General features: G+C 64.0%; 13 protein-coding genes and 3 pseudogenes. 6 read left to right on the top strand and 10 right to left on the bottom strand.

Annotated features, from left to right (window positions below; all coding sequences use genetic code 11):
* Window positions 1-1,345: 1,345 nt before the first annotated feature.
* The gene (locus tag JWS14_RS49600) at window positions 1,346-1,783 is read left to right on the top strand and encodes a hypothetical protein (RefSeq protein WP_206016318.1); all 438 of its coding nucleotides are present in this window, start codon (window positions 1,346-1,348) and stop codon (window positions 1,781-1,783) included.
* A 349-nt stretch (window positions 1,784-2,132) separates the two neighbouring features.
* Here JWS14_RS49600 and JWS14_RS49595 read toward each other — a convergent pair whose 3' ends face one another.
* From JWS14_RS49595 to JWS14_RS49585, 3 genes are all read right to left on the bottom strand, one after another.
* Window positions 2,133-2,537 carry a PaaI family thioesterase gene (locus tag JWS14_RS49595; protein WP_259376156.1) on the bottom strand — a complete coding sequence of 135 codons (405 nt, stop codon included), beginning with the start codon at window positions 2,535-2,537 and terminating at the stop codon, window positions 2,133-2,135.
* Window positions 2,538-3,165: 628 nt separating this feature from the next.
* Window positions 3,166-4,032 carry an enoyl-CoA hydratase/isomerase family protein gene (locus tag JWS14_RS49590; protein ID WP_141471507.1) on the bottom strand — a complete coding sequence of 289 codons (867 nt, stop codon included), beginning with the start codon at window positions 4,030-4,032 and terminating at the stop codon, window positions 3,166-3,168.
* A gap of 362 nt (window positions 4,033-4,394) precedes the next feature.
* On the bottom strand, window positions 4,395-5,156 hold the full coding sequence (locus JWS14_RS49585; RefSeq protein WP_105417956.1) for an SDR family NAD(P)-dependent oxidoreductase: 762 nt from the start codon (window positions 5,154-5,156) through the stop codon (window positions 4,395-4,397).
* A 292-nt stretch (window positions 5,157-5,448) separates the two neighbouring features.
* Between JWS14_RS49585 and JWS14_RS49580 the strand changes: the two genes are divergently transcribed.
* Window positions 5,449-6,018, top strand: coding sequence for a TetR/AcrR family transcriptional regulator (locus JWS14_RS49580; RefSeq protein WP_206032248.1), 570 nt, complete (start codon window positions 5,449-5,451; stop codon window positions 6,016-6,018).
* Window positions 6,019-6,587: 569 nt separating this feature from the next.
* On the opposite strand, the gene JWS14_RS52200 is transcribed toward JWS14_RS49580, so the two are convergent.
* From JWS14_RS52200 to JWS14_RS52305, 4 genes and pseudogenes are all read right to left on the bottom strand, one after another.
* The gene (locus tag JWS14_RS52200; protein WP_420855160.1) at window positions 6,588-7,034 is read right to left on the bottom strand and encodes a transposase; all 447 of its coding nucleotides are present in this window, start codon (window positions 7,032-7,034) and stop codon (window positions 6,588-6,590) included.
* A 12-nt stretch (window positions 7,035-7,046) separates the two neighbouring features.
* Window positions 7,047-7,268, bottom strand: coding sequence for a transposase (locus tag JWS14_RS52195; RefSeq protein ID WP_420855173.1), 222 nt, complete (start codon window positions 7,266-7,268; stop codon window positions 7,047-7,049).
* 175 nt (window positions 7,269-7,443) lie between these two features.
* Window positions 7,444-7,803, bottom strand: a complete 360-nt coding sequence (locus JWS14_RS49570; protein WP_206016320.1) for a hypothetical protein — start codon at window positions 7,801-7,803, stop codon at window positions 7,444-7,446.
* 669 nt (window positions 7,804-8,472) lie between these two features.
* Window positions 8,473-8,604 (bottom strand): annotated as a pseudogene (locus JWS14_RS52305) (IS110 family RNA-guided transposase); the annotation flags it as partial.
* Between the two features lie 375 nt (window positions 8,605-8,979).
* On the opposite strand from JWS14_RS52305, the gene JWS14_RS49565 reads away from it, so the two are divergent.
* The 4 genes from JWS14_RS49565 to JWS14_RS51100 all read left to right on the top strand — a co-directional run bounded on the left by JWS14_RS49565 (window position 8,980) and on the right by JWS14_RS51100 (window position 11,189).
* Window positions 8,980-9,573: a cytochrome c oxidase subunit 3 gene (locus JWS14_RS49565; protein ID WP_206016321.1), complete on the top strand. Its 594-nt coding sequence runs from the start codon at window positions 8,980-8,982 to the stop codon at window positions 9,571-9,573.
* A 2-nt stretch (window positions 9,574-9,575) separates the two neighbouring features.
* Window positions 9,576-9,866 (top strand): cytochrome C oxidase subunit IV family protein, encoded by a 291-nt coding sequence (locus tag JWS14_RS49560; protein WP_206016322.1) that lies wholly within the window; start codon window positions 9,576-9,578, stop codon window positions 9,864-9,866.
* Window positions 9,867-10,241: 375 nt separating this feature from the next.
* Window positions 10,242-10,709: a hypothetical protein gene (locus JWS14_RS49555; RefSeq protein WP_206017555.1), complete on the top strand. Its 468-nt coding sequence runs from the start codon at window positions 10,242-10,244 to the stop codon at window positions 10,707-10,709.
* Between the two features lie 270 nt (window positions 10,710-10,979).
* Complete coding sequence (locus JWS14_RS51100) at window positions 10,980-11,189, top strand: hypothetical protein (protein WP_241031964.1); 210 nt, start codon at window positions 10,980-10,982, stop codon at window positions 11,187-11,189.
* A 332-nt stretch (window positions 11,190-11,521) separates the two neighbouring features.
* Here JWS14_RS51100 and JWS14_RS51095 read toward each other — a convergent pair whose 3' ends face one another.
* The 3 genes and pseudogenes from JWS14_RS51095 to JWS14_RS49540 all read right to left on the bottom strand — a co-directional run bounded on the left by JWS14_RS51095 (window position 11,522) and on the right by JWS14_RS49540 (window position 14,891).
* Complete coding sequence (locus JWS14_RS51095) at window positions 11,522-12,001, bottom strand: hypothetical protein (RefSeq protein WP_241031963.1); 480 nt, start codon at window positions 11,999-12,001, stop codon at window positions 11,522-11,524.
* 574 nt (window positions 12,002-12,575) lie between these two features.
* A pseudogene (locus JWS14_RS49545) lies at window positions 12,576-13,888 on the bottom strand (IS701 family transposase).
* 63 nt (window positions 13,889-13,951) lie between these two features.
* Window positions 13,952-14,891 (bottom strand): annotated as a pseudogene (locus tag JWS14_RS49540) (IS5 family transposase).
* Window positions 14,892-15,192: the final 301 nt, after the last annotated feature.

The following is a 15,192-nucleotide window of genomic DNA, read 5'->3' as shown; positions in this document are numbered from 1 at the left end:
CGGGAGCGGAGGACGCCGATGAAGCCCCTCTCCGGGACCGGTGTAGGAGGTCAACGCGGCCGCCGACCGGACGTGAAACTAGCTGCGTCGGGCGAGGGTGGTGAGAGCTCCCCGAGTTACACACGGTCGGCCGGCGGCATTGATGTACACGCACGATCGGGGGGCAGCCGTGACAGTCGAGAATTTTGCGTAAGTCATTGCTGCTCTGATTTTTTGACACAACAAGCCGGGTTGCCGAAGGCTAGGATGAGGGACCGAGTCCGGTGCTGCAGCCGACAATGGCGCAACGTCCACGACTGCGGTCGTGAGCGCCATCGATGAACTCAGACTCTGACAGTCACGGGTGGCGTTTCACCTCGATGTCATGGACGGTCACAGCAATGTGGCCACGGCTTGGTCGCTGCAACCGCTCCCGGGAAACTCCAAGGCGCGACTGCGGCCGCGTGCGTGTGTCAGGTTCGAATGGCTCTGGCTCATTCTCCGTGATGGTTCCTGAGTATGTCAGTGGCTGAGGTGTATTCGCATGTGTGGGAGGTCGAATCCGGCGCGTCCATCCCTCTGCCGCTCGCGCGTTTTGATTCGATTTACGTTTCCCTCGACAGCGCCGGAGTTGTCGGGCAGGTGGTCAGCCCGTTGAGGACCGCGGCTCGGTCGCGTCCGATCCCCCGGACGAATCGATGCAGGTTCGGCAGATCGTTCGAGGAGACGGCCGCCTTCCAAGGTTGACACGGTCGCCGTGTGCTGGTCAGCATCTCGGGCGAACGAGGTACGAACGCGGCGGTGGTCTCAAGGTGCTGGCAGTTGGCGAGGACTTGCTGCTCGTCGTCGGTGATGCCCTCAGGTCGGTGCAGGATCCGCGAGGCGACGCGCCGAACGTTCGGGATTTTCGCCCGTGCAGATGTACGGTGGACTCGTCCAACCCGAGTGCCGACCGGCCTGCGGGGCGGCCAGCAGTTGGCGACGCTGCCAAACGGCCGACGCACGGTTCTCCTCAGCGCGCCCGAGCCCCGTTGGATCGGTTTGATCCACTTGCCCTGGGCCTCGAGCGCGGAAACCGCTTTCATAGCGGCGCTGGGTGGAGGCGACGAGGACGGATTGCTCGCGGCGCGCGGTCAACGCTTGTTCGGCGGTCCGCCGGAAGTCCTCCGCGGCGGTGAGTTCGGTGTGCCGTTCGGGATCGTCTGCAGCCCTGAGTCGGAGACAAACGCTTTGAGCGGCAATGTTTTCCGCGCGGCTTCGGCCAGGTTATGCCACAGCTGTCAGTTTTCGGCGACCTCGATCGCGTCGGGCGCCCCCGTGCGCGCCCCTTCGACGCAAGCGCCGGCGCCAACACGGCACCACGGTCGTGCCCGGGCACGCGGTCGGCCAGTCGGCGAAGGTAATCGACCTTCCTGTCGGTGAGGACGTCGCCGGGGAGGGCGGTGGCCATGTCGATCAGGACGATCCCGGACCGGTGCCGTCGTCGAAGGGCGAAGTCGTCGACTCCGAGGACCTTCACCGCCCGATGCCGGGTCTGGAAGCGCACGGACAAGTCGTAGCTGGGTGCTGTGTCCCGACAGTTCTGTCGCTGGGTTCCGGAGCGGCCGGCAACCGCCAGCCAAATTCTTTCGAGGCTTCCCTTCAGCATCTGGGGGTGCGCCGTGCACATCACACCGTCTATCTGCTCGGCGAAGGTACGCCCGGGTCGCAGTCGGTGGTCAGACGCAGGAAGCGCCACATCCCGCAGCACGAGGCGACTCAGCCGGTTTCCGATCGCGATGTCGGCCACACCGTGCATTCGTAGCTATGTTGACCTTCGTGCAGGACGCCGGCGTCCGGAGACGTGTGGATCCCCGCAGTGAGGGGCGCACCGGCCTCACGGAGGCGATCGAGGCAACCCGTGCCGACCGCCACCGGATTGGCCGGTTCGGCGCAGACTCTTCGAGCAGTCGCTAGAGCCAGGCCTGGCTTTCCCTGAGCGAGACGACGTCTGCAATCTTCGAGATCGTCTCGTGGCCCCGAGGACCGGTGGCACGGCGAGGCGTGCCACCGGATGTCCGGTAATGCTTTCGACGCCGAAGGCCAGTTGTGCGGGCATCCTGCGGAGGTCCCGGTCATTCTGCTCGCAAGAAGCAGAAGCCAGTCGATTCCAGTCAGGCGAACTGCTTCATAAGCTTCGCCGCCTGCTCCGGGCGCAGCAGGCGGAAGTGCCCGTCCGCCGTCACCAGTCGCGTCCCCGGCTCAGCAGCGGCGGCTATCCACGCCTGAGCGAAGACATCGCCGTCCCCGCTGGCGACCACTCGCCCGCGCACGAGCAGCTCCACCCCGGAGGGGACGGGGCGCAAGTATTGGACGACGAGCTTCCGGGTCAGGCCCGGTTTGCCTGAGTCTGCCACGACGTGCCCCAGCGCGTGATCCATCAGCATTGCCGAGATCCCGCCATGTACGTGGTGCGGCGGGCCTTCGAATGCCTCACCGAACGTACAGGTGGCGCTGGCCACGCCGTCGACAGTCTCGAACGATAACGGAGCAACGAATGGACTCCCCTCCCCGGTCATTGGTGAGAACATTCGTACGCCGTTGTACGGGTCGTCAACCGAGGAGGGCACACCGGCCTGCCGGCTCGTCGCGCCTAGGATCGAGGTGGCCTCGGCGACCAGAAGCCTCGCCTGGCAGAGGATCTTGGTAGGTACCTCCGACATGACCGAGTCGGTCCCGAGGGCGCGGAGCGCCCGACCGAGATCACGGACCGCGCGTCGTCTATCGACGAGATCGCCCGGGACGTCCTGCTCTGCCACAGTTGTCGCTTGACCGAGCAAGGGTCCCCAGGCGATCGTTGGTACCGGGCCGATTCCCTCCAGGTCCTCGCCGTCCCCTGCCCCTCGGCCGACCCTTTCAGATGGCGACTTTACGAATCCCTCATTCACGCGAGGACTCCTGGAATCTACCCGGTTGAGGCCTCGACGGGTCAAACAAATACCGGAGAGTTCCGCATCCCGCATCCCGTATGCCGGCGCCTGCAGCAGCGCTGAACTTGGGGATGCGCATGCTCGGCGCCGTCGGCACTTCGTCGCGGGACGGCTCGGCGCGCCGCTCGCGGATCGATCGTACGACGATGGCGTCCATGTCTTCAATGCCCTGCATGGTGTTCCTTCGAATCGTGGATGAAGACCGGATCACCTCCGGTCAACGGCCGACGTACGTCCCCTTCGTGCGTGTTTTGAATGCCTCGAAGGCCGCGGCAGCGTCCTCGGTGGCAAAGGTAATGCGCTGGTTGTCCCACTCCAGGTCAAGCTGCTCGGCCAGGGTATTCGTCTCAGCACCTCGCAAGGCACGGACCGTCGCCCGCAACCCGAGTGGTGGCAGCTGCGCTAGATCCTTGGCAACCTTCAGCGCGTGCTCCAGCACCTGGCCGTCAGGGACCACCTGGTTGACGAAGCCTGCACGGTGCGCATCTTCCGCCGACATCGGCTGGTCCCGCAGCAAGAAGTCCGTCGCCGCCGATTGTCCCATCAGCTTGGTGACGAAATAACTGGCTCCCATGTCGGGGCCGAATCCAAGTGTGCCGAACGCAGCTTTGAACTTCACCGACTCGCCCGCAATGCGGTAAGTGTGCAGGCCAGCCCATCCGATGCCTCCGCCAGCCACGGCTCCATTGATGGCCGCGATGGTGGGCTTCTGAAAGTTGTTAAGCATCTGAAGAATCCATCGGCCCGGCCCCAACGGGTCGAAACGTCGAGCTTGAGCCGAGACCCCGAGCGAGGCGTGATCACCCTGCATCACTCCGCCGTAAAACATGACATCCGCGTCCGCGCCGGGACCGAGCTTGCCGTCCAGCTGGGCAAAGTCGACGCCGGGGCTCCACGCCGTCGCGCCGTCCGAGACGTTCGCGGTCGTGACGATGACGCGAACGCTGTCGTCACGTTCGAGCTCGGCGGAGACGTCCAAGAGTTCCCTCAGCAGAGACCCTCCGAGTGAGTTATTGGCGAGCGGACGATCGACCGTAAGCACGGCGACGTGCTCATCCACCGACACGTGCAGTTCCTCCGACATAGGCAGCCTTTCCTCGCGCGGGGGCTCCGGCGGACCGGGGAAGCTCCCGAGATATTTTACTGTACATTAAACTTTGGGCGAACAGAAGCATTCGTTCGAACCCCCCACGCGATCAATACCGCGTGGTCGATGATCTGAACCACATCTTCGACGCGCCCGATCAGGACCAGCGATGCCCGCACGGTCGCCGTCGGAGGACCTTGGCCGCTCACTTTGGGTCGGCGCGGTGTTGCCCGAAAAGAGGGCCATGTCTTCGCACCCCCGACCGCGAGCCACCCGAGTCCCGTGTGACGCGGCCGGGGATTTACCGGTGACACTCGAACGCATCGCGCACCAGAGGATGCTCACGACGCGAATCGCGATCAGACTCCGTACCCTCCATCGACGTTGAGAGTCTGGCCGGTAATCCAGCCGGCACGATCTGACATGAGGAATCGGACTGCCTCGGCCACGTCAGTCACGTCCCCGAACCGACCAAGGGTCGTCTCCGACTTCGCCAAGGCCAGGCCCTGTTCCGTGAAGACCCCCGATTTCACCAACTTGTCGAACATGCCCTCCCCCTCGATGACGCCGGCGCCGACAGCATTCGCGCGAACACCGAATCGCCCCTCTTCGCCGGCGATGCCCCTGATCAATGCCTGAACCCCCGCCTTGGGGGCCGACGACATCAGGTCCATCTTGCTGTACCGCTCGATCACCGGTGTGACGATGGCGGTTACTGCACCCGACGAAGCACGGAGCATCGGCAGGAAAGGCTGCACCAAGTTGAAGCAGCTCTTGAGGTCGTTGTCGATCACGCGTGAGAAGGTCTCGAGCTCAGTCTTGGCGATGAACGACATCGGAATCACCGGGCCCGCCGCGTAGACGACACCTCGCACGGCGCCGGCATCCGCGACTCGGCTCGCAAAGGCCCGAGCCTCGTCGGGAATCGCAAGATCAACCTGCTCAATCATGGCCTTTCGACCACTCGAACGGACGAGCTCCGCCGTCTCGTCGGCCCCCGCACGATTGCCTCGATACGCCACGACGACGTCATGGCCATCCTCCGCCAGGCTACGAGCGATGGCCCGACCCAAACCACCCGACGCCCCGCCGACAACCGTCCAGCTCATCGATTCCACCATCTTCTCTTCTCACTCCAAACTCGAGGATCGTTCGGCACACGAAACACATCGCGCGTCATCACGACTTCACGGCGCGCTACGGGCCAGCTGAACGAGGACCAACATTCCCGGAAGTATCTAATTCAGACTAAATAATAGGTGCATGTGACCGGGATCGTCAACAAAACCAGGGTGTCGCAGGCACGACCGTAGAAGGGCAGTTAGAATCGGGTTTGTGCCACGCCTAGCGACGAACAATGCCAGCAGCGCTCCCTTAGCGACTACCAAGTCCGCCAAGACCCGAGCCCGGATCTTGGATGCCACGGCGCACATTTTGTGCCGCAAAGGTTTCTCCGGAACTCGCCTGAGCGATATCGCCGACCGCGCCGAGTGTCAAGCACCGGCAATTTACTACTACTTCGAATCGCGCGAGGACCTGATCGAAGAGGTCATCTGGCAGGGAATGGCACACTTGCACGACCATGTGCGCAAGGCCCTCAAAGCTGCGAGCAGCGTGTCACCCGCGGAACGCCTGAACATCGCACTGGAGCAGCACCTACGCTTCATTCTGACCGAGTCCGACTACACAATGGCCGCGATTCGCAATGCCGCCCAGATGCCCATCGAGCTGCGCGATCGGCAACTCGCCGAGCAGCAGAAATACGCGGTGCTGTGGAGGAAGCTGTTCCGGGACGTGCGAACGGCCGGGCAACTTCGGCCGGGCGTCGACGAGCGGCTCGCACGCATGCTCATCCTCGGTTCGCTCAATTGGTCCACCGAATGGTGGCAGCCACGCGGAGAGTCTGTCGACACCTTGGTCCAGAACGCCAAGCGCATGCTCAACGGAGGATTCCTCAAAGAGGTCGATAACGAGGTCGACTGAGCCCCCGATGACAAGCCGGGGACCTCACGGGCCGATGACGGCCCACGAGATCCCCGGTTTCCAGCTACCCGCCTCCACCGACCACCACGTGTTCCGTTAGCAGGCGCTGGGTGGCCGCGCCCTCCGCTCCCTCGGGCGTCGGCTCGCAGGTCTTCGATGTGGCCGTCCGCCTCGTCGCCAGCGAAGCTGGGAGTTCAGCTCTCCAGCTCGACGGAGAGCATGTGCGGTGACGGAACACTGCGAAAGTCCATCCAGTGCCCGTGAGGAGTCCATCCCATGTGGAACGGGAGCTCGATGCGACAGATCGGCCCCGTGCCATATACGGCGGGTGGCCAGCGAAGTTATCGGCGGTGCTGTGGTTGCTGCTGAAGCTGGTGACCTTGCCGAACTCCATCCGGGAACCGACGGTGACGCCAGAGTCGATGCACTCCTCAGAGTGCATCTGAAAGCTCCGGTTCGGGTCAGGCCATCCGAGAGAGTCGGCGTGACGTGGTCGCGATCATGGCGATGTAGACTATAGCTTCGTGATGTCGGGCCGCTTCTCGTAGTTGCGGACGCAGCGGCGGTGTTTACAGATCCCCGCGAACGTTCTCTCGACCACCCACCTGAGGGGAAGAACCTTGAATCCCTTGGCGTCGTCGGCGCGTTTGACGACCTGAACAGTCAGCGACAGAACACCACTCGATCAGCCTGCCGGCGTAGCCGCCGTCGGCCCACACCAAACTGATCGTCGAGCAGGGGGCGCGCAGCGCAGCCAGGAGCCGGAACGCGCCGTCCCGGTCCTGAATACCGGCCATCGTCACCACAACCGCCAGCAACAGCCCGTTCGAGTCCACAGCGATGTGCCGTTTGCGCCCGTTCGTTTTCTTCCTCGCATCGTATCCACGACTCGACCCGGGCACGGTGTCGGCGCCCTGCACCGATTGGGAGTCGATGATCGCCGCCGACGGCTGCGGATCGCGGCCGCCCCGCACACGGGCGCGATCGCGCAGTGCGTCGTGGATCCGTTGCCACACCCCCGCCCGGACTCACCGGGCGAAGATCGCGTACACCGTGGTGGCGGGCGGGAACTCCGCCGGCAGCTGCCGCCACGCGATGCCGCCCCGCACGACGTCGAAGATGGCGTCGAGCACCAGACGGCGGCAGTGCTTTTCGGGTCGACCACCGCCGCCTCCGGTGTTGCCGGGAGGCGGGAGCAGGGGTTCGCGGAGCACCCACTGTACATCGGCGATGGACGATGAGGGGTACACCGCGCACCGGTGTCCTGGAGTGATCCGGGGTGGGGCATGACGGGCACAGCTCGATGAGCGATGATGGCAAGTGAGCTCCTGGCAGGGCGGGGACGTAAGCACTCACTGACCTTCCAGGAGTTCACTTGTTTCCCATCCGTCACACGCCGACGATCACCGAGTTTCAGATGCTCTCTCAGACCGACTGGCCTGTCAGCGCCGTCGACTCACAGCGGACCGGTCCCTCCGCTCCCCCTTTCGCTGCCGGCGAACATCGCCGCTGCACCGGCCCGCGGTTCGCGACAATCCCCGGACGGATCAGCCAGTCCACACCTACCGAAAGGACCGGCCGCAGCAGCAGCACCGAGACGACGACCGCGGCACTCTCGCCACGCCCGGAGAGATAGCCGAGGAACTCCTCGCCCAGGCGATCACCGCCGCCCTCACCCAGGGCGGTTCCTGGGCGCAGATCGGCGCCCGGCTCGGGTTTCCCGATCCCTGCGCACCCTCCGGCGCATGCTCGGACCTGCAGTGACAGAACGCGATCGTCGACCACGAAAACGCCCGAGCACACCGCATCCACACCGACCCGAACCCCACCGACAGGCCCGCACCTGGACCGGAAAGCACTGACCACGCCGCGTACAGCCCGCCGTTGCGGTAATCCCGGTGTCACGGGCACCGACTCCCCGAATCTTCGGCGCCTGAGGTGGCGATGCCCTACTGCCCATTGGCCGTGGTTCTGTACATCATCGCGGCGATCTGGCAATGCAACCTCGGACCCTTCTGAACCCGGTGTCCTGCCCGGTCACCGACAACGCGATGGAAGCCGGGATTCACCCCGTTGCCGTCTTCGTGGTCTCGTTCCGCGGGACTTCGGTCGCCATGTTCGGTATGACTTCTTGCCCCTGTCTCTCGAATGATCCGGGGGCGGTGTCGCCGAACCTGGTGGCGTCGGCGGACCGCTAATAGGCCTCCGATCACCGTAAGTCGTCATCCCTGTAGGTGTCGGGCTTGTCAAGGGTCGAGTTTTACGGGTTTCGGCCTCTATGCGGGCAGTGCCGGGTGAGGGCCGGGGTCAAGACAGAGCGCCCGCAGCGTGAGCGAGGACGAATGGTCTTGACGGTGGCCCGGCCCGGTGCAGGCTGGTCTGGGCCCGAGACCGCGTCGAGGACCAACGACGTGATTCGGTTTCGCTATGTGGTTGTGGTGCAACGGCTCCAGTGTCGATCAGCTCGAGCAGCGAGACCACCCGCTGCGCGTACGCGTCCCCGAGCGGCACCCGGGCCAGCCTCTGGCGGCCGGTGACACCGAACAGATCCGACACGGGGATCAGGACGCCGGCCTTGGCGAGCAGGGTGCGGCCCGGACCAACGGGCCACCGCTCGGGGGCATGGGTGGGCGTTCCCTGCGGGCTGTTGGGGTGCCTCCAGGTTTCGCGGTGTGCAGGTGGGCCAACAGCCGCACGGGTTACCTCAACGGCCTAGCGCCGCACACGACGCCCGGCAGCTTTCCGCGGAGACGCACCTGACGCACCGCGGTAGACGAGGTATGACCTCGGAGACGACAGATGACAAAAAGTGACGCTTGACACCTAATCGGTCGACTGCCAGGATACTTAATAGTGATTCAATTCATATCTAGGACCGTGCTGCTGTACCGACGCGCCAAGAACGCCGCCTCCGAGACGGCTGCGGACACAATAGACACCCCTGACCCTCGAGGAAGCAACATGTCGACAGTAACGAGAAATTCTCGGCAACATCCTCGTGCCGTTCCCCAAGTACCAGGTGAGGTGGGCATCTGGGTTTTCATATTCGGCGATATGGTCATTTTCGCCGTCCTCTTCGCCACCTTCTTCTATTACCGAGCGAAGAAGCCGGAGATTTTCGATCAGTCGCAAGTCGCACTGAATCAGAACTACGGTGCGGCCAACACGGTGGTGCTGCTGGTGAGCTCACTGCTGGTTGTGCTCGCTGTCCGGGCGGTGCGGAAACGGATGCCGCTGGCGCCTCACCTGATCGCCGGTGCCATCTTTTGCGGAATACTCTTCTCGGCGTTGAAGGTCTTGGAGTACGCCGAAAAAGTGAGTCACGGGATCACCCCGGCCACCAATGACTTCTTCATGTTCTATTTCGTGCTGACCGGGTTGCACTGGTTCCACCTCATCGTGGGATTGGTAGTACTCGTGACGCTGTACGTGTTCGCACGTAAACCCGAGATCACCGAGCATCGATTCGCCTTCTTCGAAGGTGGCGCCTGCTTCTGGCACATGGTCGATCTGCTGTGGATCGTTCTGTTCCCATTGCTGTATCTAGTGAGGTAGCGATGATTCCGACATTGACTGCGCTGGCACGAACCACGGCAACGGCCGTGTGGTTGGTACTGGTGTCCGCGACCGTGCTGTCGTGGTGGCTGGGTTTCGAGAGCGCGCACGGTGCCGACGCCTACCGAGAACTGATCGGCGTCGCGATTCTGCTCGTCGCCTTTATCAAGGTCCGATTCATCGGCATGTATTTCATGGAGCTGCGGGATGCCCCGCTGCCGTTGCGCGGTCTGTTCGACGGCTACTGCCTGATTGTCTGCACGGCGGTCGTCGGCATGTATCTGTGGGCTTGATCACGCTGTGTACCAAGTCTTTTCGATGAGTTAGGAGAAATGATGTTCAAACACAATGACGCCGATGTGATAGTGGCGACGAACCACACTGCTATCCAGAAGGTATGCGCCTGAGCGGCCCGGCCTGCATCCTGTTTATGTTCACCGGCTTTTCATCGCGGGATTTCTGCCGCCGATGCCGACGTCGTGGTCGCAGGCCGAAGTGGCCGCCCATTACCGGGAGAATGCGAAACACTATCCGTATGGGCGCCGTTCTGGTCATGACGGCCTCGATGTTCTATGCGTCATTCACGGCCGTTTTTCCGGGCAGATGCGTCGGATCCCCGGCATGCATTCCACCGTCGTGTACACCCAGCTGGCAGGTGGCGCGTTCGGGTGCTGACCTTCCTGGTGCCCGGACTGCTGTTCATTGTCACCGCGTTCCGGCCGGAACGTTCGCCCGAGTTGACCATGATGCTCAACGACATGAGCTGGATCTTCCTGATTATGCCGTTTACCCCGTTCATGGTGCAGAACTTCGCGTTCGCTTACGCCATCTTCAGCGACAAGCGGCAACAGCCGCTGTTCCCTCGTTGGCTGGGGTACGTGAATATCTGGGCACCGATAATGTTCACCCCGGTTGTGATCGTGCCGTTCTTCCGGTCAGGACCGTTCGCTTGGAGTGGATCTTCGGCTTCTGGGTTCGGCCATTGCCTTCGGCCTTCAGTTTATCGCGAATATGATCTTCCTACTGCGGGCCATCAACCGACCGGAATCGGAGGACGCCCCGCAGTCGTCGCCCGGATCCACCCTTGTGGTATGAGATTGTGGCATAACATGTTGTCGGGACATGACAGCGACTAGGTAGCTAGGTAGCTAGAAGCGGCGTAGCCGGGTTTTGGGGTCAAGTTTGTGGTGTGTGGGTCACGTTCGACTGCTTGATATTTCAGGCTGCGAGTTGCGCTGTGGCGGTGAGGGTATCGACGGCGGTGCGGTAGGCGGTGGCAGCTGATCGCAGGCGGCCGGGAGTGGTTGTCGGAGCGGCGAGTTCGGCCAGGCCGGTGCGCAGGACCCGATCGTGGATACAGGTGAGGAACTTCGCGGTGTCGAGTCGAGGTCGGTGACCTGATACCGGTGGGTGCCCTCGATCCGGACGATGAGGCTGCGGGTTTTCAGCCGGCGCAGGTCGTAGGTCATCTGCCCGGCGGACACTTCGTCCGGGTCGAGTCCACGCAGCTCGCCGGTGAGGGTGCGCAGGTCCTTGTTGGTGAAGCCGTTCGGGTGCAGCCGGAAGACCAGCAGTGCGGAGAGCAGGGCGTGGCTGCGCTGATCGGCGAACCGTAGTCCCGGGACACGGGTGCGGTGGTGGTGATGACGGGGGCGGTGATGGCGGCGGGCGTCGGCGCGATGATCGGGTCGTGGCTGAGTCGTTGGACGCGCAGTAGGCGGCGGTTGGCGTGGAAGCCGATCTCCCGCAGGGCGGGCAGATGTGTCAGTCGTTTCCCGAGGTGGAAATCGCGGGTGTCGTTGATGGTGGTTTCGGTGCGCAGGGCGCGTCCCTCTTGTGGTACTGCTTGATGGTGTGTGTTTGTAATCGACGTGCAGGCTGGGGGTGACGCCCTCGGTGATCACCCGGGTGCGGAATCGCCCGGGGGTGGCACGGGGGCCGCGGCGCATCAACCGCCGGTCGAAGACCAACGTGACCTGGTCGGGGCGGCCGAGATCGAGATTGTCGCGGATGACCTGTTCGAAGAAGACCCGACCGGAAACCGGGCGTCGAGCATCTGGGTCAGGGAGAACTCCGCCTGCAACACCGACAGGTCGTAGCGGTAGCCGGCGTCCCGATCGGCGTCGGTGAACGGATCCGGCAGAATCGCCAGCCATTTCCGGAGGAGGGCGTCGATCCGTGGACCGGTCAGCCGATCGCAGATCGCCTGCAACGCGTCGGGGTCATCGACGGCGGCGAAGGCGTTGTCGAGCGCGGTGAACCCGAGCCCGGCCCTCGCGGCCTGACGCTGGGCCCAGTGGTGGCCGTTGATACAGAGTTTGGCGTTGTAGGGAAGTACGAGCAGAACTTGAGGAAGAACGGGCCGAAGTCGGCGTCGACGCAGTAGAAGTAGTAATGGTTGACCACGCCGGTGGACTTGACGATCCACGGATAACTCTTGCCGTCGGCGTCGCGTCGTTTCTCCGTGCGGAACAGTGGTGTCCTCCCTGCGCCCGGCCAATGAACACCACCCCCTCGGGTGCGGTGAACTGCTCGAGGTACTCGTGCATCACGTCGTCCTTGCGCTGGCCCTTCGCGAAGTCCACCCACGGGATGTGCCCGGTGTCGGCGAAGCGGTGCACCGCCGCAGCGAAGCGGTCGGTGATCCTGGCCAGCGGTGCGGTGGAGGCGACCGGCAATCCCAGCTGCCGATGCACGTAGGCGACCAGGCCGGGAGCGTACTGCAGGCCGGGAACGTAGACGTTGAGGTACATCCGGTCGATGCACTCGACGTCGAAGAGCGTGTGCGTGGTGAGCACGTCGGCGACGCTGCGCGGTATGGTCATGATGAGCTCCGGACGATCGGGCGGCCGGCAGGCCAACCAACCGCTACGACGGTTCATACACCCGATCGACGTCGTCGACCAGGGTCATCACCCCGACCGGCCGGGGCCCCCGGAGCGCAGCCGCCACCACACGACTCGTCGGGCTGGGGCGCAGCCCCGGTAGTACTACAGTCGCGTTTAGGACAGGTGTCCTCGGGCTCGGTAGTGGCATTGTCGGGCCCGGTGTTGATGGCGGCGGCGCCAGTGGGAGCGTGCGAGGACGTGGCGGGGGTCGGGTAGATACGTCCAGATCAGAAGGCAGAGCAGCCGTCGGATCTCCGGGACGCTCAGTGCGATCAACTCGCTGTCGTCGCCGGGTTCTCGGGCCCCCTTTTTGACCGGAGTGACGGTGAGGAAGGTGTGCGCGAGCATCGAGAGGGTGATGTGCCGGTACCAGCCCGCGTACTGCCGAACCTGGTAGTGGTCGAGGCCCGTCTGGCCCTTCGCGGTCTGGAAGGTTTCCTCTATCGCCCAACGTGTTCCGCGACGGTGACCAATTCGGTCAAGGTAGGTGCGCGCCGGGCAGTGGCACAGGTAGTACGCCAGGTCCTCCGGATCGGTGCGACTGCGACGGGCAGGAGCCAGTCGTCGGCCAGTTCAACCCCGCGCACCGGTGTGCGCGCCCAGTCGTAGAGTCGCTCGCCTTTCGCGCCGTCACCGGCCGAGCGGGTCCGCCACGCCTGGGCAGGCAACGCCGCGATCGCCTCGTCGGCACGGAGCTCGGCGCCGTCGACGGTGATGACGTGTTGGTTCACCGAAGTAGCCAGCACGTAGGACAATCCGAGTTCCTCGCAACGGGCACGGAGCCGGTGCACCTGCCCGTATACGCATCTCCGGTGACCCATCGTGCCGGCACACCGGCGGCGACGGCGCGTTCGAGCATCGCGATCGCCAGCTCGGGTTTGGTCGCGAACTCGCGCTCGGCGGGGATCCCGGCCTGCCGCACCGGTCACGGTCGTCGGTCCAGGCTTTGGGCAGGTACAACTCTCGGTCGATCAGCGTTCGACCCGCCGCAGTGGCATAGGTCAAGAACACCCCGATCTGGCAGTTCTCGACTCGGCCCGCGGTGCCCGAGTACTGGCGGGCCACCCCGGCCGAGCGGGTGCCCTTCTTCAGAACCGGTCTCGTCGAGAATCAACACACCGGACGGATCCGCAAGATGATCGACCGCATAATCGCGTACGTCGTCGCGGACCGCGTCGGGATCCCAGTCCGCCGTCGAGAGCAGTCGCTGCATCCGTCCGGCAATCGATCGCCCGCGCGTTCGGACAGGGTCCACGAATTCTTCCGCTCCTCGCCCGAGAGCAACCCCCGCACATATTCCACCGCATGCTTGCGGGGCTCGGACCTGGCGAAACGATGCCCGATCAAGGCATCGATCTCCGCCAGCCCCTCCGCCCACACCCGACCTCAGCCACGCACACATCATCGCCCACACACGGACCATGCATCCTGCGACTCTCGGAACCTGCGCCGACACACCGACAAGATCAAAATAAAACGCGACTGTAGTACTAGGGCATGTCTCCCAATAGTTTGAGCCATTCGACGATGCCGGCGAGGAGGAATCCAGCCCGGTAAGTCAGGGCAAGCTTGTCATACCGGGTTGCCACCGCTCGCCACTGTTTTGCCTTGTTGAAGGCCCTTTCCACCACGTTGCGGCCCTTGTACGACTCGGCATCGAAGTTCGGTGGCCGACCGCCCGCGCTGCCCTTGTTCTTGCGGTTGGCCACCTGATCGGACTTCTCGGGAATGACCGCCTTGATGCCCTTGCTGCGTAGCAGTTCTCGATTGGCCTTGGATGTGTACGCCTTGTCGGCACGGACCTCGTCCGGGCGCGTACGGGGTGCGCCGCCACCGTGCGCGGCACGCAGATGCCCTCCAGGAGCGGGCCGAACATCGGGCTGTCGCCGGCCTGGCCAGGACCCACCAGCACCGACAAGGGACGTCCGTCGCCATCGCACGCCAGGTGGACTTTGCAGGTCAGCCCGCCGCGGGACCGGCCGATGCCGTGATCGACCGGTTCGTCAAGCAGATTCGTGTAATTCGGTAGATCCCCCTGTGTCACGCGCGGCGTTGGCGCCGTGCTGGTGCACCCGCACCACGGTGGAATCCACCGACACCGCCCAATCCAGGTCGCCACCGGCATCGGCCATCGCCGGCCAGGGCTATGAGTACCCGATCCCACGTTCCATCCCCGGCGTAGCGTCGGTGCCGTTTCCACACGTCTTCCAGGGGCCGAAATGCGCAGGTAGATCCCGCCACGGGAGCCCGGTACGCAGCCGGTAGAGCATCCCCTCCACCACGAGCGGCTGTTCTGGAACTTCCGCCCCCGCAGCCCTCCGAACTGGGCAACAGCAGCGCAAGCAACTCCCACTGCTTGTCCGTCAACACCTCAAACCTATTAACAACGTCTGCCACAGCGAAGAGTCTGCAGCACAACACCCAAATCATTGGGAGACACGCCCTAGTAGGGCGGAGTCAGGCGAACCGCTCGCGTTCGCGATCCCTACCGCGCATCGACGCAGTCCTTCCGTTAGGGGACCTGCCATAACTGCAGGTCAAAACCCCCTTCTGCGCGGATCGGTCGTCGGTCGGACTAATCGCTGTCACCTCGCGGGCGGTGTATCGGCGGCCCGTACTCTTAACCCATGTCCGCGGATGATCAGCAGCATCCGCGCCGACGGCCACCAGGCGCTGCGACCTGGCCGTACAGGATGCTTCGGCGGATCCCACATCATCACAGCGGCGGCGC

The organism is Rhodococcus koreensis (assembly GCF_017068375.1).
GTDB classification, from domain to species: domain Bacteria; phylum Actinomycetota; class Actinomycetes; order Mycobacteriales; family Mycobacteriaceae; genus Rhodococcus_F; species Rhodococcus_F koreensis.
The sequence above is the reverse complement of the archived record's forward strand: the minus strand, read 5'-3'. Positions and strand labels throughout refer to the sequence as shown.